We start from the raw sequence: 20284 nt of genomic DNA, 5'->3' as shown, positions 1-20284 counted from the left end.
ATTTCTTCGTCACAGCCGTGTCGCGCCCGGGGCGTCGAGGTCAGTGGAGCCGCCGGGGAACAGCGACCACGGGAATTCATGCAGGCGCGTCGGGTCGGTGTCGTCGGCCAGGGCCCGGTCGACGATCACCTTCGCCTGACGTACGTAGAAGTCGGTGGGTCCGACAGTGGTGAGCGTGGGAGCGACGGATGCCGCATGGGGCGTGTTGCCCACACCCGTCACCGCGAGGTCGTGCGGCACGCGCAGGCCCAGCATGTGGGCGGCGTTGATCACCGCGATGGCCGCGAAGTCGGTCGTCGCGTACACCGCGGTCGGGCGCCGCGGCGACGACAGCAGCGCCACCGCGGCCTCGAACGCACTCGCGTGCGTCGTGGTGTAGCTCTGCACCCACGACGGGTCGACCGTCAACCCGTGAGCGGCCATCTTCTCCTGGTACACGCTGTACCGGGAGCGGTCATCGGTGGCCAGCATGCTCTCGGCGGCCAGGCAGCCGATCTCGACATGCCGCTCAAGCAGGTGATCCATCGCCAGTTCGCAGCCCGGCAGCGCCTCGGAGCGGATCACATCGAACCCGTTGGGCTCGAGCGTCTCCGAGAACACCACCAGGCGCTGACCGCGCTCGACCAGGTCTGCCAGGTGACGGCGACCGGGCTCAGTGTCGGGAGCCTGATCGAGATAGGCCACATCGCACTCGATGCGATCGAGTGCCGCGTGCCAGTCGCCGTCCGCGAGGATCAGCGTCGTCAGGTCGTGCTGCTTCGCCTCGGCGTTGACCGCGTCGGCGACCGCGAGCGCCCACGGATCGCTCAGCATGTGCAGGGCCAGCTGCACCGTCTCGGTGCGCCCGGTGCGCATGGCGCGCGCCGAGCGGTTCGGCCGGTAGTTGAGCTGTTCGGCGGCTTCTCGCACGCGCCGGATGGTGTCCGGGGCCACACCGGCCCCGGACACCCCGTCACGGCCCGAGAAGACGTACGACACGGTCGCCGTCGACACCCCGGCCCGTTCGGCCACCATCCGCAGAGTCGGCCGTCGACGTGTCGTCGAGACTCCGTCAGCGCTGAGAGAATCCGCCATGTTTACCCCTTCGATCCTGAGAAGGCGATGCCCTGAATGAACTGCTTCTGCAGGATCATGAAGGTCACGAGCATCGGCAGGGTCGCGAGCAGCGCTCCCGCCATCAGAACAGGGTAGTCAGTGCCGTGCAGTCCGACGAGCTGCGCCAGACCGACCGACAGGGGCATCTTCTCGGGATCGGTGGTGACAACCAGCGGCCAGAGCAGGTCGTTCCACGACCACAGCACGGTGAACACCGTCAAGGCGACGATGCCGGGCTTGGCCAACGGCACCATGATGCGCCAGAAGGTCTGCCACGGGTTTGCGCCGTCGATCCGCGCCGCCTCTTCGAGTTCCGCCGGCAGTGACATGAAGAACTGCCGCATCAGGAACGTGCCGAACGCGCTGAAGATGCCGGGCACGATCAGCGCCTGCAGGGTGTTCAGCCAGCCGAGCGACTGAATGATCTCGTACTGCGGCAGCAGGTACAGCTGCGAGGGCACCATCAGCACCGACAGGAACAGCACGAACACGACGTTGCGACCGGGGAACGGGATGCGCGCGAACGCGTAGCCGGCCATGGTGCACAGTACGACCTGGCCGACCGTGCGGCCGATGGTCAACAGCACCGAGTTGGTGAACATCTGCGCGAAGGGCATCGAGTCGAAGACCTCGCCGAAGTTGGTGAACACCCACGGGTCGGGGATGACCACCGGCGGCACCTGCACCGAGTCCTGGAACGTCTTGAAGGCGGTCAGGGTCTGCCAGATGAACGGGAACACCATCACCACGGCGCCGAGGATCAGCACGATGTGCACGATCCAGACGCCGCGGTTCTTCGGCGAGCGCCCCGCCTGCTGCGAGACCCCGGAGGCGTCGACCACGGCGCGTGTGTCCAGCGAGATCTCACTCATAGTGCACCCACTTCTTCTGCAGACGGAACTGGACGACCGTCAGGACGAGGATGATCAGCAGCAACAGGAACGCGATCGCGGCCGCGTAGCCGCGCTCGTTGTCGATGAAGCCGGCTTCGTAGAACAGGTAGACGATCGTGCGGGTGTTCGGCATGGCCGGGTTGTTCACCCCGAGCATCATGTAGATCAGGTCGAAGACCTGCAGCGCGCCGATCACGCTGATCACCGAGACGAAGAAGATGCTCGGCGACAGCAGCGGGATTGTGATCGAGAAGAACTTGCGCACGGGGCCGGCGCCGTCGAGGTCGGCGGCCTCCATGATCGTGTCCGGGATGCCCTGAAGCCCGGCGAGGAAGATCACGACGTTCGTCCCGAGGCCCGCCCAGATGCCGACGACCGCGATGGCGACCAGCGCCGTGCTCGGGTCGGTCAGCCAACTGCGTCCCTCGACGCCGAACCAGCCGAGCATCGTGTTGAGCACACCGAAGTCGCCGTTGTAGATCATGCGCCAGACCAGCGCGATCGCGGCGGGCATCGTGACGACGGGGATGAAGTACAGGGTGCGATAGACGCTGCGGCCCTTGAGGCCCGCGGTGTTCAGCAGCGCGGCGATCGCCACGGCGACGGGGATGCCGATGAGCGCGATGCCCGTGTAGATGGCGGTGTTGCGCAGCGCCCCGATCAGTTCGGGGTCCTGGAACAGCCGCTCGTAGTTGGCAAGCCCCACCCATTCCGAGCCACCGAAGGGTCCGGACTCGGTGAACGACATGAACATGGTGCGCACGGTGGGCCACAGGTAGAACACCAGCAGGCCCAGTGCGGTGGGGCCGATGAAGACCAGTGCCCACCAGGGTGAGGCACCGGGATTGCGCCGACGGTGGCGGATGCCGGAGGTCTTCGCCTCCGGCATCCGCTCGGTCGACGTGTCGGCGCTGCGCGCGACGACGTCGGTCATGCTGTGTTCCTTACTCGGAGTCGAGGGCTGCCTGCATCTTCGATGCAAGCTCCTGCAGGCCATCTGCCGGGGTGACGTTGCCCGCCCAGACCTGGGAGAGGATCTCGCCCTCGACACTGGTCCAGGCGGCGGTGTTCTGCGATGCCGGGTAGGCGACGGCCGTGTCGAGCGCGTCGATGTACGCCTGCAGGTTGTACTGCGGGAGCGCGTCGACCCAGACCTGCTGCTTGCCGTCGAATGCGGGGATCACGGTGCCCGAGTCGGCCATGATGTCGGCCGCGGCCTCGCTGCTGGCGAAGACGGCGAACTCGGTAGCCGCCTCGACGTGGTCGCCCTTGGCGTTGACGACGTTCGCCAGACCGTGGATCACGCTCTGGTTGCCCGCGGGGCCGGCGGCCAGCGGGGCGACGTCGACCTTGTCGGCGATGTCGGCGTTGTCGGCGTAGGTGTGCGCCGCCCACGAGCCGTTCTGGAACATGGCGACCTTGCCCGACAGGAAGAAGTCCTGCGCCGAGGTATCGGTCATCTGCTGCGCGGTCGGCGACGAGCCCGCCTCGATGAGGTCGGTCCACAGCTCGATACCGGCGAGCGCCTCGGGCGTGCCGTAGCCGCTGGTGGTGCCGTCGGCACTGATCACCTCGCCGCCGGCCTGGGCGATCGAGTTGTAGTAGTTCTCCTGGCCCGCCTGCGCTGCAGCGATGCCGAACTGGCCCTTGGCGGGGTCGGTCAGCTTGGCCGCGGCGTCCTTCATGTCATCCCAGGTCCAACCGGCCGTGGGGTAGGCGACGCCCGCCTCGTCGAAGAGTTCCTTGTTGTACCAGAGGCCGATGGTGTCGAAGTCCTTCGGCGCACCGTAGAGGGCGCCGTCGAAGGTGTACAGGTCGACGAGCCCCTCGGGGTAATCGGCGGGGTCGAGGTCAGCGCCCTCGAGCGGTGCGATCACACCGTTGGATGCGTACAGCTGGAAGTTCGGGCCGTTCATCCAGAACACGTCGGGAGCCGCGCCGCCCGAGACCGAGGTCTGGAGCTTCGTGAAGTACTCCTTGTACGGAGTGGTCACGAGCTTGATCGACACGTTGGGATTCTCGGCGGTGAACGCGTCGGCGATCGCCTGCATCGCCGGCTCCTGCTTCTGATCCCAGATGCCGTATTCGAGAACGATCTTCTCGTCCGGATCGGCGCTACCGGCGTCGGAGCTGCTGCAGCCGGTGAGGGCGAGTGCTGCGGCTGCGGTCACCGCGAGTGCGGTGCCTCCCCGTCGGGTCAATGCTGTCGATCGCATGCGATCCTCCCTTGGATCTGTTGGGGTCGGGCTGTGATGCCGGGATACGTGTTAATCGTTTATCTAAACGATTAACAGCAGTGTAATCACAGCATCCCGACGATCACAACACTCGGCCGCGACCTCAGCCGCGACCGACGCCGGCGAGGTCCATCTGCGAACGCCAGGCAGCGCGCGCAGCCTGGAGCCGTTCGACGATCTCGGGGTGCTCAGCGGCGACATCGCGCTGCTCGACAGCATCCGACCGCAGGTTCACCAACGAGAGTCCGGCACCGGGCTCGGTGTGCTCGGTCCTGCGGATCTCCTCGGCGTGCCCGGACGCGTCGTCGACGTACCGCAGCTTCCAGTCCCCCTGCCGCACGGCCCACTGCCAGCGGCAGTCCCAGTGCAGCTCGTCGCGCACAGCATCCGCCTCGCCGCGCAGGAAGGCGCGCAGATCGCGCCCATCGAGGCCCGAGTCGTCGGCGCCGGCGACGGCGACGGCGGTGCCGGCGATATCCATCGAACTCACCAGCCCCCGCCGGTGCGCACCCGCAGGCAGCTGCCCCGACCAGCGCATCAGGAAGGGCACGCGGATGCCCCCTTCGAGCAGCGTGTACTTCGACCCGCTCAGCGGCGTGTTCACGCCGTAGTTGCAGTTCGAGCCGCCGTTGTCGGTGGTGTAGACGACGATGGTGTCCTCGGCGATGCCGAGATCGTCGAGCAGATCGAGCAGGCGGCCGATCTGGGCATCCATCAACTCGAGCTGCGCAAGGTAGTACTCGCGTCCGTTCGGCAGGTTCGGGCTGATCGCACCGTCGTACCAGTCGAGGTACTCGGCTGCGCCCGGGTACCAGTCCTCGAAGGCGGGCAGCCCGCGCGCCTCGAGCTCTTCGGGCGGCAGCTGCCAGCAGAAGTTGTGCACGGCGTTGAAGGCGACGGTTGCGAAGAAGGGACGCTCGTCGTCATCGGCGATGAACGCCGCCGCACGATCGGCGATCTCGTCGGTGAGAAAGCGCTCGACCTCGACCGGCTCGCCATTGGCCGACAGGGGTTGCACGGCCATGGCGCGGGTCGCCTCACCGTACTCGGCGACCGCGGCGTCGGAATGGCGCAGGTAGTTCAGGCGCCCCATCGACTGACCGGCCAGGCCGTAGAACGAGTCCTCGAAGCCATGCTGGGGCGGGGTACCGCGGTCCCCCTCGCGTTCGCCCCCGTAGTGCACCTTGCCGTAGTACCCGGTGCGGTAGCCGGCATCGCGCAGGCGCTCGGCGACCGTCAGGTGGTCGGCTCCCGGCACGGCGGAGTCGTCGAACCAGTGCGCGCCCCAGCGCTGCTGATAGGCCCCGCCGATGAGTCCGGCCCGCGAGGGGGAGCACACCGGCGCGGTGACGTAGGCCTCGTCGCAGGTGACACCCTCGGCCGCCAGGCGGTCAAGTGACGGCGTGCGCACCGCCGGGTCGACGCCGAGCGCGGACCTGTCGGCATAGCCGTGGTCGTCCGAGACGATCACGAGAACATTGGGGCGGCGGGACTCGGGCATGGACATCGGACTCCTCATCGAACCTGAAACGTTTAGCAATCCGACGCTAGCCCCTGCCCCGCACGTTGCACAAACGCTCACGATCAGACGCGCACGACGGGGGTGCGGACGCCGCCCGCACCCCCGCGATGTGGACTACAGCGCCGCCTCGGCGTAGACACGCAGGGCGTCGCGCACGAACTCCGCACCGGCGGTGCCGCCGTCGCGGGTGGCGTAGTTGGCCGCGAAGCGCGAGTCTGCGACGTACATATCGGCGAGGCCGAGCACGTACGCCTTCGTGTCACCTTCACTGTCGGATGCCGGCGTGCCGGGCACGCTCATGAGCCATGCGACATGACGGCGCGCGAGGTCCTGCGCGGCATCGGATGCCGGATCGACCCCACCTTCGGCCGCGGCCACCCAATCGCCGGCCAGGTCGGCGACGCGCTGCTGCCACTCCCGCCGCTCATCGGCGCTCATGCCACGCCACCAGCGGTCACCCGCCGCGTAGGCGTTCTTGCCCCAGCGCTGCTCGACCTCTTCCTTGTAGCGGGTGTGGTCGAACCCGTCGAACATGTTCTCGGCCATGATCGGCCCTCCTTCTCTCAACGCGTGAATGGTGCTCTCGACCGAAGCGATCTGCCGCAGCATCCGCTCCTGTTCCTGGCGCAGCCAGGCCAGGTGCGCTTCGAGCGCACCCTCCTCGGATTCGCCGCGGTCGAGCACGTCGGCGATCTGCGGCAGGCCGAGCCCGAGCTCGCGCAGCAGCAGGATGCGTTGCAGGCGCACGAGCGCCGTCCGGTCGTAGTGGCGGTAGCCGTTGCGCGCGACGCGCGACGGCGCGAGCAGTCCGATGTCGTCGTAGTGCCGCAGCGTTCTGCTCGTGGTTCCGGCGAGTCTCGCGATCTCTTGGATCGACCAGTCCATGGCATCCTTTCCGTCATTGAGGACCACGCTAGAAGTTGACGCTGCGTCAAGGTCAATCCTTCTCGGCAAACCCCCAGGCGCAATCGAGATATATCGTGTTATTCTCGCTTCAACGCGATATATCTCGATATCGCCGAACTCAGGAGAGAACGACATGACCGAGAAGTGGCTCATCGCCCCCGGCGAGGAACGCGTCATCGACATCGCCTCGGCGTCCCGGCTCAAGGTCGGGCTCGTCGGCGGCCAGGTCGACGTCGTGGCGCACGACGAACCCGGCATCCGCATCGAGGTGCACGGGGTCACCATCAAAGACCTGCGCATCGAATCCGACGGCACCCAGGTCGAGATCGACCACCCCCAGATCGGGTGGGACAACTTCCTCGACGTCTTCCGCAACTTCGGCGCCGGTGGCCCCAAGGCCGAGATCAGCATCGCCGTTCCGCGCAGCATCGCCCTCACGCTCGGCGTGGTCAGTGCCGGAGCCCTGATCTCGGGCATCCGAAACGACGCGCGACTGAACACCGTCTCGGGCGACATCATCGCCGACAACATCTCAGGCGACCTGACGCTCAACAGCGTCTCGGGCGACGTGCAGGTGCGCGCCCTCACCGGCTCGATCAACGCCAACAGCGTCTCGGGCGACGTGGCCGTCACCGGCACCATGCACAAGGCGACCGTCGACACCGTCTCGGGCGACGTGCTCGTCGAGGCCATCGGCGACATGAACACCATCAACCTGAACACCGTCTCGGGCTCCACCCGGATCCGCCTCGACGAGACGCTGCCCGCCAACTACGTGCTGCGCAGCATGAGCGGCAAGCTCACCGTCGACGGCATCGAGCGCTCTGGCGGTGGCCCCGCCACCTACACCGGACAGAAGGGCGAGCTCGCCGGCAGCTTCGTCGACGTGCGCGCCAACTCGGTCTCAGGATCGATCGCGGTGCTGCGCCGCCCGCAGGTGTCGGTCGCCGACGACGCGGAGTGGGAATCATGACCCCCGCGGTCTTCTCGCACGGCGACCTGCGGCTGTACCTGCTGTCGCTGCTCGCCGAGTCTCCGCAGCACGGCTACGGCATCATCCAGGCGCTCACCGACCGCACTGGGGGCACCTATACCCCCAGCGCCGGCACCATCTACCCCCGACTCGCGAAGCTCGAGGAAGAGGGCCTGGTGTCGAAGACCGTCGACGGGCGCACCACGATCTACGCGATCACCGACGCCGGCCGCGCCGAGCTCACGGCCCGCGAGGGCGAGCTGGAGGGCATCGAAGAGGGGCTGTCCGACTCGGTGCGCCTGATCGCCAGCGAGGTGCGGCACAGCGTGCAAGAGGCGATGCGCAGCCTGCGCGCCGACCTCGCCACCGCCGCGCAGAAAGAGCAGCGGGATGCCAAGGAGCGCGCACACGCCGACTCGATGAGCGACGAGCGCACCACCAGCCGTGAGCAGCTGGGCCGGGCGGATGCTGCCCTCAACGCCTTCCGCGCACAGGTGCGCACCGATCTGCGCACCCATGTGGCGCGGGGTGGCGCACTGCCGGCATCCGTCGTCGCAGACCTGGAGCAGGCGCTGGACGACGCGGCCCGCGCGGTGACCCGCGCCCTGGCCGCTCCGCCCCAGGACTGACCCCGCGGCTGGGCCGGCCCCGTGTCTGGGCTGGCCCGTGTCGCGCCCGGCACCTGTCGCCGAGACCCCCACGTATCGTCGAGACCCCCACGTATGGACGTCCACACGTGGGGGTCTCGACGCGAACTGGGGGTGTCGGCGCGCGGCGCGAGTGCGCGCGACGTGGCTACTCGGTCCAGACGTCTTCCTGGTCGTCGGGCACCGGCTCCTCCTGCGGCACGACGAGCACCGAGCGGTGCTGCCGATGCGCCAGGCGTGCCGCGACCGACCCGGTGAAGAACTCCCGGATCGACTCCCCCAGGCCGCGCTTGCGCGTACCCACCACGATCAGCTGCGCATCGAGCCGCTCGGCGAGCTGCTTGATCGCCAGGGCCGGGTCACCCACCAGCTGGCGTGCGGTCCAGACGACATCGGCCTTCTTCAGCAGCTGCTCGGCGGCCTGCTGCACTTCTTCGAACTCGGCGATGCCCGAGTCGATGTTCAGGTCGATCGGCGCCGAGTGCACATAGCCGTCAGGGTCTTCGTACGTCACGAACCGCGTGACGTCGACGTGCACGACAACGAGCGGCGAACCGAGCAGCTTCGCGTACTTCACTGCCTCATCGAGAACGTGCCCGGGTTGGCCGGGTTGCAGGCCGACGATGACCGCCTTCTGCAGGGCGGCGTTCTGTGCTGCCTCGTCGGATGCTGCGGGCGTGGAATCCGTCATGTCGATCCTTCCGCTCGAAGGCCGCAGGACGGCCTGGTGGTCTGGCGTGCGTGCTATCCTGAATGCTACTCTTACCGGCCTCGAGCCGGTGCCGTGAATATCATCGGGCATGCACCGCCCGCTGCTGAACTCGTATAAGGGGGTCTCGCGCATGGGCCGTGGCCGTCAGAAGGCGAAGCACACAAAGATTGCTCGCGAACTCAAGTCGTACAGTCCGGATGTGAATTTCTCCGCCTTGGAGAGTGAACTCGGGCATCCCTCGTCCGAGGACCAGTACGTCGACAAGTGGGCCGACATGTACGAAGACGAAGACGAGGACGAGCTCGAGCGAGCCTGATCCGCTTCTCCGCACGACAGACACCCTGGCGACCAGCATCCGCTGGGTCGACCAGGGTTTCGTCGTTGCCACTCGGTGGAATTCAGAGGCCTGCCTGCCGCGCACGAGAACAGGACGGTTGACGAGAACAGACTGAATCGCTCCGAATCATCCTGTTTTGGGTAACGAGCCTGTTGCGGATGACGTCTGCGCGCCCAGGTCTGCCCCGGCCCGCTTCGCCCTCACCACGTCCCGTGCCGGCGCTCCCATTCGTCCTCGACCGTGACGCGCCTGCCGGCGATCATCCCCGCCGGGAACGTCACGACCAGCACACCGGCCACGATCAGCAGCGGCACCGTCCACGCATGCGTCAGGTCGTGCAGCACGCCGATCAGCAGCGGAAAGACCGCGGCGAACGTGTAGCCGACGCTCTGCACGAAACTCGACAGCACGACGGCACTCTCGGGCGTGCGCGAACGGATGCTGATGAGCACCAGCGACAACGGGAACAGCACACCGACCAGGCCGAACAGCACCATCCACAGCGGCAGCAGCCCCGGCAGCGGAGCCAGGAGCAGTCCGATCAGACCGATCAGCCCGCCGATCGACCCGAACGCGAACAACGGACGCGTCGCCTGGAACCGCACCACGAGCACCGGAACCAGCAGCGATGCCGGCAACGACACGGTGGCGAACAGCGACAGCAGGAACCCGGCGGTCGCCGCGCTCACTCCCGCCAGATCGACGAGGATCACCGGCATCCAGGCGAAGGTGACGTACGCCATCGTCGATGACGTGCCGAAGGTGAACGCCAGCGCCCACACCAGCGGAATCCGCCGCAACCGGCCGAAGATGCGCCGTGTCGCCGGCGCCGTCGCGATCGGGCCGGTCAGCGCCGGCTCGTCGCCGCCCGAGGACGGCCGGGTCACCGGTGCCGTGCGCGGCGCCTCCTGCGGCGTGGAGTGGCGGATGCTGTCATCCGCCGGGCGCAGCAGCATCAGCATCCACGGAATGGCCCCGGCCAGAGCGAACGCACCCCACATCGCCAACGAGAACCGCCAGTCGGTGGCCTCGGCCACCGGCACAGCCACCATCGGCGGCAGGAACGTCGAGAACGACATCGCCGTGGTGTACAACGTCATCATCAGCCCGATGCGATCGGGGAAGTACTTCTTCACCAACGGGGGCAGCAGAATGTTGCCCATCCCGACCCCGGCAAATGTCAGTGCCGTCGCCGCGAGCAGCCCGACCGAGTCGCCCACCAGTCCACGCGAGACGATACCGGCCGTGATCGTCAGCAGAGCGATGACGGCGACCCGTTCGATGCCCAAGCGCTGCTCGAGCATCGGAGTGATCAGACCGAACAGCGCGAAGCAGACCGGCGGAATCGTGCCGATGATGCCGAGCACCGTGGGCGACACGGTGAAGTCGGCACCGATCAGTTCGATGACCGGCGACAGCGATGCCACGGCCGAGCGCAGAGAGAACGCGCACAGCACAATGCCCAGCATGGCGAGCGCGCGGCCCCGCCAGAGCGGGCGCGCACTCGCCCGGGTCATGACGTCTGGGACTTCTCGACCCAGTCGAGGTACTCGTCGGTGACGGTTCCGGTGACGTAGCGCCCGTCGAAGCAGCTGAGGTCGAGGTCGGTCAGATCGGTGCCCTCGATGATCGCCGCCTTGAGGTCTTCGACCTCTTGGTAGACCATGCGATCGGCACCGAGTTCCTCGGCGATCTCGGGGATGGTGCGCCCGTGAGCAATCAGCTCGTGCTTGGAGGGCATGTTGATGCCGTACACGTGCGGGTAGCGCACCGGCGGCGCGGCCGAGGCGAAGATCACCGACTTGGCGCCGGCGTCGCGTGCCATCTGGATGATCTGCTGGCTGGTGGTGCCGCGCACGATCGAGTCGTCGATGAGCAGCACGTTCTTGCCGCGGAACTCGGTCGACATCGCGTTCAGCTTCTGCCGCACGCTCTTCTTGCGCACCGCCTGCCCGGGCATGATGAAGGTGCGACCGACGTAGCGGTTCTTGTAGAAGCCCTCGCGGTACTCCTTGCCGAGCTTGCGGGCCACCTCCATCGCCGCGGGACGCGACGAGTCGGGGATCGGCATGACCACGTCGATCTCGTCGAGCGGCACGTGCTTAGCGATCGTGTCGGCCAGCTTGTCGCCCATCCGCAAGCGTGACTCGTAGACCGAGACGCCGTTCATGACCGAATCGGGACGGGCGAGATAGACGTACTCGAACGCGCACGGCGTGAGCTGCGTCTGCTTCGCGCACTGGCGGGTCGACAGCTCACCGTCGTTCGAGATGAACACGGCCTCGCCGGGGGCGACCTCGCGCACGATCTCGTAGTCGGCATTCTCGAGCACCAGCGACTCGCTGGTGACGACCCACTCATCGGCATCGCCCGGCGCCGCGCTCGTGCGGCGGCCGAGGATGAGCGGGCGGATGCCGAACGGATCGCGGAACGCGAGCAGACCATAGCCGGCGATGATCGCGATGACCGCGTACGCGCCCTCGATGCGCGCGTGCGTGCGCTCGACGGCGTCGAAGATGCGGTCCGGGTCGAGGTCGACGGTCGAAGTCGAGGTCTGCAGTTCGCCGGCGAGCACGTTCAGCAGCAGCTCGGTGTCGCTGGACGAATTCAGGTGCCGACGGTCGCGGTAGGCCATGTCGGCGGTGAGCTCACGCGTGTTCGTGAGGTTGCCGTTGTGGATGAGCACGATGCCGTACGGCGCGTTCACGTAGAACGGCTGCATCTCTTCTTCGTTGGAGGCCGTGCCCTTGGTGGCATAGCGCACGTGCCCGAGGCCGACGTTACCGAGCAGCGCGCGCATATCGCGCGTGCGGAAGGCCTCGCGCACCATGCCCGAGGCCTTCGCCATGTGCATGACGCCGCTCGACTCGACTGTCGCGATGCCGGTGGCGTCCTGACCGCGATGCTGCAGCAGCAGCAGGGCGTCGTAGATGTCCTGGTTGACGGGGCCGTTTCCGACCATTCCGACGATGCCGCACATGGAGTGTTACTTCATCCGTTCTGTCAGTGAGCGGTCTCGGCGTATGCACCCACGAGGCGCACCGCTCCACCGTCGACGCCCTTGGCGCCTTCTTCGTACTCGCCCTCGGGGCGCGCGCCGGTGTGCACCGTCGCGACCTGCCAGGCGGGGATGCCCTGGGCCTCGATGTTCGCGATCGCGGCGTTCTTGTGCTCGGCCGCGACGACGGCGAGGAACCCGATGCCCAGGTTCCAGGTGCCCTCGGTGTCGACGATGGGCGTGCCGGCGATGTCGGCGAGCACGCGGAACACCGGGCTCGGCGACCAGGTCGACCGGTCGACGTCGGCCCAGCTGCCCTGCGGGAGCACACGGGCGAGGTTGGCCGCGATGCCGCCGCCGGTCACGTGGCTCAGCGAGTGGATGCTACCCGCCGGAAGGCTCTCGATGAGCTTCAGCAGCGGTGTCGTGTACAGGCGCGTCGGCTCGAGCAGGGCCTCGCCCCAGGTCGTGCCGAAGTCGGCGGCGGTGTCGCCGTAACCGATGCCGGCGTTCGCGACGATGTGACGCACCAGCGAGTACCCGTTGGAGTGCAGACCGCTCGAGGCGAGCGCGATGACGGCGTCACCGTCGCGCACCAGGTCGGCCCCGAGCACAGCATCCGCCTCGACGACTCCCGTCGCGGCGCCCGCGACGTCGTAGTCGCGCGGGCCGAGCAGACCCGGGTGCTCTGCCGTCTCTCCCCCGACCAACGCGGTACCGGTCGCCGAGCAGGCCTCGGCAATACCGCGGACGATGTCGGCGATGCGCTCGGGCACGACCTTGCCGCACGCGATGTAGTCGGTCATGAACAGCGGCTTCGCACCCACCACGACGATGTCGTCGACGACCATGCCGACCAGGTCTTGCCCGATCGTGTCGTGCTTGTCGATGGCCTGCGCGATCGCGACCTTCGTGCCGACACCGTCGGTGCTGGATGCCAGCAGCGGGCGGCGGTAGCCGAGCAGGGCGCTGGCGTCGAACATGCCGGCGAAGCCGCCGACACCACCGAGCACCTCGGGCCCGTGGGTGGCGCGCACCGAGGCCTTCATGAGTTCGACGGCGAGGTCACCGGCAGCGGTATCGACACCGGCTTGGGCGTAGGGATTGGTGGAGGATTCTGCCACGGCAACAGCCTACCGGCCCGCAGGGACATCTCAGGTCGGAAGTCACCCGGCGTTCACCGGCAGCATCCGACCCCGCGCCGAGATCTGCTAAGGTAGACGGTTGCGCAATGTTTCGCCGAATCTCACCGGCACAGCGCACACCCCGGCCAGGGCCGTGAAGGCCGGAACCGCACCGAAGCGGATCCGCTCGCCCAGGCCGCATGACGGTGGCAACCTGCCGCCCGCACACGAATCAAGAGACATGAGCAGTACCGACACTTCCGCGCGCTCCGGCGCGCCCATCGAAAGCAACCCCATCCCCGCATCCGCAGAACTGGCATGGCGCCAGGCAGACCACGACGTGTTCGTGGCGACGAACAGCGGCGAGTTCGCCGGCTTCGTCACCGTCGACAACAGCACCCATGTGGTGCACGACCGTCACAGCCGCCGGATCGGCAGCTACCCCACGCTCGCCGCCGCCCGGCAGGCGCTGGTGGATGCCACCCGTCCGCCATCGCGCGGCAGAGAGCGTCTGCGCCGCCGCATCCTCTCCCGCCGCCGCTGACCCGCACCCCTGACGAGTCGTTCTGCGGGCCCTTTGACCGATCAACCCCCATATGCGAGGGGTGATCACCCTACGATGGGGCCATGGTCGACAAGCCGCAGTGGCTGATTCGCGAAGACGCCGGCACATCGGTGCTCGTCGCGCTCGCACTGCGCCAGCTGATCGGCATCCGCGAACCGTCCGACCTACCGGCCCTGCGCGGACTCGCCGTACGCCCCCCCGAGGCCGCTGACGTCGACGATGCGCTCGAGGCGCAGTGGCGCGACTACTGGGATATGACCGTCGAACCGCGCGCACATCGATCCGAGGTGCCGCTCGACCTGGTCGACGGTTTCGACACACTCGTCGCGCTGCCCACCACCGGAGCCGAAGAACTGCGCCGCGCCATCGCCCCGCACGCCGACACGGCCCTGCGGTACGCGCAGAGCACCCACAACCGGTATGTCGACTCAGTGAGCTCATCGGGCGGCGCCTACCGCGCCTATGCCAGTGCGATCGCAGAGTTCGAACGCGAAGTCGGGCGCCGCGCCCACTCGTTCGAACTGAACGTGCAGGTGCTGCCATTCACGCAGCGCGGGATCTGGTGGATCGGCGCTCTGAGCGTGGCCGTCACCGACGGGCTGCGACGCGACGTGGTCGCCTTCGACGCGGCGATGCGCCCGGTGATCAGCGAGCTTGCCTGACCGGCGGGTCAGGACGCGTCGTCGTCCACTTCGGCGATCCGCTCGTGCTCGACCCGCACGACACGGGCGTGACGACGCGCAACCCGATCCAGGATGAGGGCGACTGCCCCGCCGAGAGCGATACCGATCGGCACCATCCACAGCAGCGCGAACCCGAAGACCTGACCCGGAGGGTAGACGACATCGAGCGTCCGCGAGGGCTCGTAGCTGCCCATCGCCGTCAGGACGCCTGCGGCGATGATGCCGAGCACGACCCCGATGCCGATGAACACGCCGTAGCGCGGGACGGGACGAACCGTGGCCTCGACGGTCTCAGGCGTGGAATGGCGGGACATGCCCTCATTCTCCCACGGCGACGCTATGGGCGGGGTGTTCAGCGGACAGCCAGCGACCAGGCCCCCGCGCCGTCGGCGCTGAAGGCCGAGGCGGTCACGGCATGCACAGCGGCATCGCCAATGCCGGGATTCAACGTCTTCGGGCCATCACTGCAGAGCACGTCGACCGCCGCTGTACCGACGATTCCGGCTTCCGTGTGCATGTACACGCTCACGTCCATGGTCTCGGCCCCGAAACAGGAGAACTCGAACTCCGTGAGTTGCTCGGGCTCCTCGAAATCGACGCGGAACTGTTCGCCGAGGTCATCGAGCGTGGAGTCGGCACTAGGCACGAGCGCCAAGGCCGTCACGCGCGCCTTCGCGTCATCGGATGCTGCATGCTGGTCATCCATCCATTGCTGCAGCTCGTCCGGTGTCGCCGTCGCGCTCGAGCATCCCGCTAGCGCCATTGCTCCGATGATGGCGAGCACGCCGCCGATGATCCGCTTCATGCCTCACACCATAGGGGCACTCAGGGCCGCAGCGGCAGCAGCGCAGAGATGTCGGCGCGGGTGCCCGAGGCGACGATGCGACCCGCGGCGATAGCATCCGCCCACTGTTGTGCCCCGGTGGCGACGCCGATCCAGGTGGACGCGTCCATCTCGACCACGTTCGGGGGTGTGCCGCGCGTGTGGCGCGGCCCCTGCACGACTTGCACCGCACCGAACGGCGGAACCCGCACCTCGACGCTGTTGCCGGGCGCCTTCTCGTCAAGAAGCTGCAACAGGTACCGCACAGCGGTCGCAAGCTGCGGCCGCGCCGCGGCACCAGAGCTCACGGCGGCCAGCGCGTCGCGCCCCGCCCCGACGTCGATCTTTCGCCCGGCCATGTCTTCAGGCTACGCCGTTCGCAACTCCGGAGATTTCTGGCTGCGGCCGGGCCAACAGCCCGGTTCTGCACCCTGCTGGCAGGTTTCTCCGGAGTTCCGTGCACCGCCGCGCGTGCCAGGCATAGGCTCGACCTCGATGAGTGCTTCCGCCGAGACGATCCGCAGCGCCAGGGACGACCTGCTCGCCGTGACGCGTCGCGCGGACTGGCTGCCGTCCTTCCCCTTCGACACCGTGAATCCGCTCCCGGCGTCGGTGCTGGTGCTGTTCGGCCGGCTCGACAGCATCCCCGCACGCAGCGACGAGCTGACGGTCCCGGCCGATCTCGACGTGCTGCTGCAGCGGCGCGCGGCGACGCTGTCGTCACATCCCGGACAGGTGTCCTTTCCCGGTGGGCGGCAGGACGACGGCGATGCCGATGTCGTAGCCACGGCACTGCGCGAGGCCGAGGAAGAGACCGGCCTCGACCCGAACGGCGTCGAGGTGCTGGGGGCGCTTCCCGAGATCCCCCTCGCGGTGAGCAACTACCTGGTGACGCCGGTGCTGGGCTGGTGGCGGCGCCCGTCTCGGGTCGCCGCGGTCGATCACGCCGAGACCGTGGATGTGTTCCGGGTGCCGGTGGCGCAGATGCTCGATCCCGCCAGCCGGTACACCGCCACGCTCACCCGCGGCGGGCAGACCTATCGCGGGCCGGCGTTCGACATTGACGGCACCGTGGTGTGGGGGTTCACGGCGGGCATCCTCGACGCCCTGTTCGATGCGACCGGCTGGGCATTGCCCTGGGACCGGGCGCACGAGCGCCCCGTCTCGCCGTCCGACGTCGGCTGACGCGCCGGGGCGGCCCCGCGCCGGGCATCCGTGCGCCGTGTTCCGGTCGCAATTTCTCCCGCATCACCCGGATTGATACGGGAGAAATTGCGACCGGAATGACGACGCCGCGCCGCGACGCGTGCAGAACTGCGACCGGAACACGGCGGATGCCCGCACGCGCCCGCCGGTAGGCTGGCCGCATGAAGATCCTGGTCCTCGGTTCCGGCGCGCGCGAGCACGCGATCATCCTGTCCCTGCGGTCGGAAGAGGCCGAGCACGAGATCTTCGCGGCCCCCGGCAACGCCGGGATCGCGCAGGACGCGACGCTCGTCGACGTGGATGCCCTCAACGGTTCGGCTGTGGCGTCGTTCGCCAACGAGCACGGCATCGACCTGGTCGTCGTCGGCCCCGAGGCACCGCTCGTCGCGGGCGTGGCCGATGTGCTGCGCGAGCGCGGCATCCCGGTCTTCGGCCCGGGTAAGGCGGCTGCACAGCTTGAGGGGTCGAAGGCGTTCGCGAAGCGGATCATGGATGCCGCAGGCGTGCCGACCGGGCGCGCGGTGCGCGCAGCATCCGCCGCCGAGGTCGAGTCCGCGTTCGACGAGTTCGGTGCACCGTACGTGGTGAAGGCCGATGGCCTTGCCGCGGGCAAGGGTGTGATCGTCACCGCCGACCGTACCGCGGCGCTCGCCCACGCCGAGCAGTACCTGCCGAGCGGTCCGGTGCTGGTCGAGGAGTTCCTGACGGGCCCCGAGGTGTCGCTGTTCTTCCTCAGCGACGGCGACACCGTGCGCCCGCTCAGCCCCGCGCAGGACTTCAAGCGCGCACTCGACGGCGACGGCGGCCCGAACACCGGCGGCATGGGTGCATACTCGCCGCTGCCGTGGCTGTCCGAGGACTTCGGCGGCGTCGACGAGTTCGTCGCGCAGGTGACCGAGACCGTCGCGATGCCGGTGATCCGCCAGCTCGACGCCGAGGGCACACCCTTCATCGGCCTGCTCTACGCCGGCCTGATCCTGACTCCCGCCGGTGTGCGCGTGATCGAGTTCAACGCCCGTTTCGGTGACCCCGAGACGCAGGTCGTGCTGCCGCGGCTGCGCACGCCGCTCTCGCGCCTGCTGCTCGCGGCGGCATCCGGCCACCTCGAGGACGAGCCGATGCCGGAGTTCTCCGACGACGTCGCGATCACGGTCGTGCTCGCCAGCGAGGGCTACCCCGAGGCACCGCAGACGGGGCGCCTGATCGAGGGCCTCGCCGAGGCGGCGGCCGTCGAGGGCGTCACACTCGTGCACGCCGCGACCGGCGCGCCGGACGCGCCGGGTGGATCGCTGGTCGCGACGGGTGGACGTGTGCTGAACGTCGTCGCCACCGGGTCGGACTTTGCGGATGCCCGCGCGCGGGCGTACGAGGCCATCGGCCGCATCGCACTGGACGGCGCCCACTACCGGCACGACATCGCCGCGCGGGTCGCCGGCTGACAGCATCCGATCCAGCGGCTTTCCCGGCCCTGCGCCACACCTGGCGCCGCTCCCTCGCCTGCGCCGCGCTCCAGAACAGGCTCGTTGCCGAGATCAGGCTCTTTTCTCGGAAACCAGCCTGTTCTCGGCAACGAGCCTGTTCTCAGTGACGCGTGCCGACCCCCGGCACTCGGGTGACGGCCCCCGACACCCGGATGCCTACGGCGCCGCGACCGGCCGTGGAGTGGCGACCGGCGCGACAGAGGCCCGGCGTTTCGGGCCGGTGAGGGCGCGCAGCGCGTAGAGGATCGTCGCGAGGTCGACGAACTCCTGGATGAATGCTCCCGCGACGGCCGGGATCACGCCGGTCGTGGCGATCAGCATGAGTCCGACGCTGAGGACGATGCCGATCCAGATCGCTGCATAAGCGACATTCAGGGTGTGCCGACCGACCTCGGCCGCACGCAGCACCGGCTCGAGCGAGTCCTTCAGCACGACGGCATCCGCCGCCTCACCCGCGGCCGTCGAACCGCGCGCGCCCATCGCGATGCCGACGTCCGCCGCCGCCAGTACGGGCGCGTCGTTGACCCCGTCGCCGACCATGAGCATGGGTCGCGGCGCCATGTCGGCGGCGAGCGCCACCTTCTGCGCCGGCAGCAGCTCGGCGTGCACCTCGGTCACGCCCAGGGGCGCAGCGATCGCGGATGCCGTCGCCTCGGCGTCGCCGGTGAGCATGGCGATGCGCTGCACACCGTGCTCGCGCAATCCGGCGACGACGTCACCGGCCTCGGGGCGCACGGCATCGGCGAGCACGAGCGCGCCAGCGAACCGACCGTCGACGGCGACGTAGGCGGCGAGCTGGCCCGAGACCAGCGGGGTACGCACGGCGTCGGGGGCGAGTGAGGCGACGTAGGCCGGCTTGCCGACGACGACGGTGCGCCGCTCGATGACGGCGGTCACGCCGTTGGTCGCGACCTCCTCGGCGTGCTCGGCCGGCGCGAGCGCCAGCCCCCGCTCGGCTGCAGCCCGGCGCACACCTTCGGCGAGGACGTGGCTGGAGTACTGCTCTGCGGATGCTGACAATCGCAGCAGTTCGTCGGCATCCATGCCTCCGGCCGGACGGACCTCGATCAGCTCGGGGCGGCCCTGCGTGAGCGTGCCGGTCTTGTCGAAGGCCACCGAGCGCACGCGGGCGAGCTGTTCGAGCACCGCGCCGCCCTTGACGATCACGCCCTCCTTCGCGGTGCGCGAGAGTCCGCCGAGGAAGGCGACCGGCGCGGCGATCAGCAGGGGGCACGGTGTGGCGAGCACCAGCACCTGCGCGAAGCGCAGCGGGTCGCCCGAGAGCGCCCAGGCGACACCGGCGATCGCGAGTGAGACGAGGGTGAACGGGATGGCGAAGCGGTCGGCCAGGCGCACGGTCGGGGCCTTGCTCTGTTGCGCCTCGTGCACAAGGGCGATGATCTGCTGGTACTGGCTGTCACCGCTGCGGCGCAGCGCGCGGATGCGTACGGCGTTGGAACCGTTCACCGAGCCCGAGAGCACCTCCTCACCCGCCTGACGCGTCACCGGGACGCTCTCGCCGGTGAGCGAGGACTCATCGAAACTCGACTCGGCGCTCAGCAGCACGCCGTCGACGGGCACGATCTCGGAGGGCCGCACCAGCAGCTCCAGTCCGGGCTCGACCTCGTCAACCGGCACGTCACGCGGGTCGGACTGCGCAGCATCCAGCACGTGCGCGATCTGCGGCGAACGATCGAGCAGCGCCGTGAGGTCACGCGCCGCGCGCCGCTGAGCGTAGTCCTCGAGCGCCTCGCCACCAGAGAGCATCAGCACGATCACGAGGGAGGCGATGTACTCGCCGACCACCAGGGTCGCGATCATGGCGATGAGGGCGAGCACGTCGAGGCCGAAGTGTCCGCGCAGGATGTCCTTCAGCATCCCCCACGCCGTCCAGACGATCACCGCGATGACGACGATCGTCGCGATCCAGCGCGCCGGCTCGGGCAGAGCGGCCAGCGACAGCACGATGACGGCGAGAGTGGCGATCAGTCCGCCGGTGAGGATCGGATACCGCTTCGCGAGACGCAGCAGGGTCATGGCTCCACTCTGCCCCACGCGGCGCGTCTGCGTGCGGCCGGCGGT

General features: G+C 68.5%; 21 protein-coding genes. 7 read left to right on the top strand and 14 right to left on the bottom strand.

The window, feature by feature from the left end:
* Window positions 1–9: 9 nt before the first annotated feature.
* The 6 genes from JF543_RS03535 to JF543_RS03510 form a co-directional block, all read right to left on the bottom strand.
* Window positions 10–1074 carry a LacI family DNA-binding transcriptional regulator gene (locus JF543_RS03535; RefSeq protein WP_206822750.1) on the bottom strand — a complete coding sequence of 355 codons (1065 nt, stop codon included), beginning with the start codon at window positions 1072–1074 and terminating at the stop codon, window positions 10–12.
* A 2-nt stretch (window positions 1075–1076) separates the two neighbouring features.
* The gene (locus tag JF543_RS03530; RefSeq protein ID WP_179409261.1) at window positions 1077–1967 is read right to left on the bottom strand and encodes a carbohydrate ABC transporter permease; all 891 of its coding nucleotides are present in this window, start codon (window positions 1965–1967) and stop codon (window positions 1077–1079) included.
* Complete coding sequence (locus JF543_RS03525) at window positions 1960–2922, bottom strand: carbohydrate ABC transporter permease (protein WP_206822749.1); 963 nt, start codon at window positions 2920–2922, stop codon at window positions 1960–1962. The genes JF543_RS03530 and JF543_RS03525 overlap by 8 nt, the downstream gene beginning before the upstream one ends.
* Before the next feature lie 10 nt (window positions 2923–2932).
* Window positions 2933–4204, bottom strand: coding sequence for an ABC transporter substrate-binding protein (locus JF543_RS03520; RefSeq protein WP_206821200.1), 1272 nt, complete (start codon window positions 4202–4204; stop codon window positions 2933–2935).
* A gap of 124 nt (window positions 4205–4328) precedes the next feature.
* Entirely contained in the window at window positions 4329–5726 is a 1398-nt protein-coding gene (locus tag JF543_RS03515) for a sulfatase family protein (protein ID WP_242519389.1), read from the bottom strand.
* A gap of 135 nt (window positions 5727–5861) precedes the next feature.
* On the bottom strand, window positions 5862–6632 hold the full coding sequence (locus tag JF543_RS03510) for a MerR family transcriptional regulator (RefSeq protein WP_179411687.1): 771 nt from the start codon (window positions 6630–6632) through the stop codon (window positions 5862–5864).
* Window positions 6633–6786: 154 nt separating this feature from the next.
* On the opposite strand from JF543_RS03510, the gene JF543_RS03505 reads away from it, so the two are divergent.
* Window positions 6787–7626, top strand: coding sequence for a DUF4097 family beta strand repeat-containing protein (locus tag JF543_RS03505; RefSeq protein ID WP_179409265.1), 840 nt, complete (start codon window positions 6787–6789; stop codon window positions 7624–7626).
* On the top strand, window positions 7623–8255 hold the full coding sequence (locus JF543_RS03500; protein WP_206822748.1) for a PadR family transcriptional regulator: 633 nt from the start codon (window positions 7623–7625) through the stop codon (window positions 8253–8255). The genes JF543_RS03505 and JF543_RS03500 overlap by 4 nt, the downstream gene beginning before the upstream one ends.
* A 166-nt stretch (window positions 8256–8421) precedes the next feature.
* Here JF543_RS03500 and JF543_RS03495 read toward each other — a convergent pair whose 3' ends face one another.
* The gene (locus JF543_RS03495) at window positions 8422–8964 is read right to left on the bottom strand and encodes a universal stress protein (protein ID WP_206821202.1); all 543 of its coding nucleotides are present in this window, start codon (window positions 8962–8964) and stop codon (window positions 8422–8424) included.
* Window positions 8965–9115: 151 nt separating this feature from the next.
* Between JF543_RS03495 and JF543_RS03490 the strand changes: the two genes are divergently transcribed.
* A complete protein-coding gene (locus JF543_RS03490) occupies window positions 9116–9301 on the top strand; it encodes a DUF3073 domain-containing protein (protein WP_179411688.1) in 186 nt (61 codons plus the stop codon).
* Between the two features lie 221 nt (window positions 9302–9522).
* Here the strand turns inward: JF543_RS03490 and JF543_RS03485 are convergent, their stop codons facing one another.
* Genes JF543_RS03485 through purM form a run of 3 tightly spaced genes read right to left on the bottom strand, consistent with a single transcriptional unit; the run spans window position 9523 to window position 13444 of the window.
* Window positions 9523–10839 carry an MFS transporter gene (locus JF543_RS03485; RefSeq protein WP_179409268.1) on the bottom strand — a complete coding sequence of 439 codons (1317 nt, stop codon included), beginning with the start codon at window positions 10837–10839 and terminating at the stop codon, window positions 9523–9525.
* On the bottom strand, window positions 10836–12302 hold the full coding sequence (gene purF / locus JF543_RS03480) for an amidophosphoribosyltransferase (RefSeq protein ID WP_179409269.1): 1467 nt from the start codon (window positions 12300–12302) through the stop codon (window positions 10836–10838). The genes JF543_RS03485 and purF overlap by 4 nt, the downstream gene beginning before the upstream one ends.
* 23 nt (window positions 12303–12325) lie before the next feature.
* The gene (purM, locus tag JF543_RS03475) at window positions 12326–13444 is read right to left on the bottom strand and encodes a phosphoribosylformylglycinamidine cyclo-ligase (RefSeq protein WP_206822747.1); all 1119 of its coding nucleotides are present in this window, start codon (window positions 13442–13444) and stop codon (window positions 12326–12328) included.
* Between the two features lie 241 nt (window positions 13445–13685).
* Between purM and JF543_RS03470 the strand changes: the two genes are divergently transcribed.
* Window positions 13686–13988, top strand: coding sequence for a hypothetical protein (locus JF543_RS03470; protein WP_179409271.1), 303 nt, complete (start codon window positions 13686–13688; stop codon window positions 13986–13988).
* A gap of 83 nt (window positions 13989–14071) precedes the next feature.
* Window positions 14072–14671 (top strand): zinc-binding alcohol dehydrogenase, encoded by a 600-nt coding sequence (locus tag JF543_RS03465; RefSeq protein WP_179409272.1) that lies wholly within the window; start codon window positions 14072–14074, stop codon window positions 14669–14671.
* Window positions 14672–14679: 8 nt separating this feature from the next.
* Here the strand turns inward: JF543_RS03465 and JF543_RS03460 are convergent, their stop codons facing one another.
* Genes JF543_RS03460 through JF543_RS03450 form a run of 3 tightly spaced genes read right to left on the bottom strand, consistent with a single transcriptional unit; the run spans window position 14680 to window position 15874 of the window.
* Complete coding sequence (locus JF543_RS03460) at window positions 14680–15006, bottom strand: potassium transporter Trk (protein ID WP_179409273.1); 327 nt, start codon at window positions 15004–15006, stop codon at window positions 14680–14682.
* Between the two features lie 38 nt (window positions 15007–15044).
* Window positions 15045–15497, bottom strand: a complete 453-nt coding sequence (locus JF543_RS03455; RefSeq protein ID WP_206821205.1) for a hypothetical protein — start codon at window positions 15495–15497, stop codon at window positions 15045–15047.
* Between the two features lie 20 nt (window positions 15498–15517).
* The gene (locus tag JF543_RS03450; RefSeq protein WP_179409275.1) at window positions 15518–15874 is read right to left on the bottom strand and encodes a sterol carrier family protein; all 357 of its coding nucleotides are present in this window, start codon (window positions 15872–15874) and stop codon (window positions 15518–15520) included.
* Between the two features lie 136 nt (window positions 15875–16010).
* Between JF543_RS03450 and JF543_RS03445 the strand changes: the two genes are divergently transcribed.
* Together JF543_RS03445 and purD are read left to right on the top strand one after the other, a co-directional pair.
* Window positions 16011–16700: an NUDIX hydrolase gene (locus JF543_RS03445; RefSeq protein WP_179409276.1), complete on the top strand. Its 690-nt coding sequence runs from the start codon at window positions 16011–16013 to the stop codon at window positions 16698–16700.
* 182 nt (window positions 16701–16882) lie between these two features.
* The gene (gene purD, locus JF543_RS03440) at window positions 16883–18160 is read left to right on the top strand and encodes a phosphoribosylamine--glycine ligase (protein ID WP_206821206.1); all 1278 of its coding nucleotides are present in this window, start codon (window positions 16883–16885) and stop codon (window positions 18158–18160) included.
* A gap of 198 nt (window positions 18161–18358) precedes the next feature.
* Here the strand turns inward: purD and JF543_RS03435 are convergent, their stop codons facing one another.
* Window positions 18359–20239: a heavy metal translocating P-type ATPase gene (locus tag JF543_RS03435; RefSeq protein ID WP_206821207.1), complete on the bottom strand. Its 1881-nt coding sequence runs from the start codon at window positions 20237–20239 to the stop codon at window positions 18359–18361.
* Between the last annotated feature and the right edge of the window lie 45 nt (window positions 20240–20284).

Source organism: Microbacterium esteraromaticum (assembly GCF_017303215.1).
Classification (GTDB): domain Bacteria; phylum Actinomycetota; class Actinomycetes; order Actinomycetales; family Microbacteriaceae; genus Microbacterium; species Microbacterium esteraromaticum_C.
This window is presented reverse-complemented; position numbering and strand designations above follow the sequence as displayed.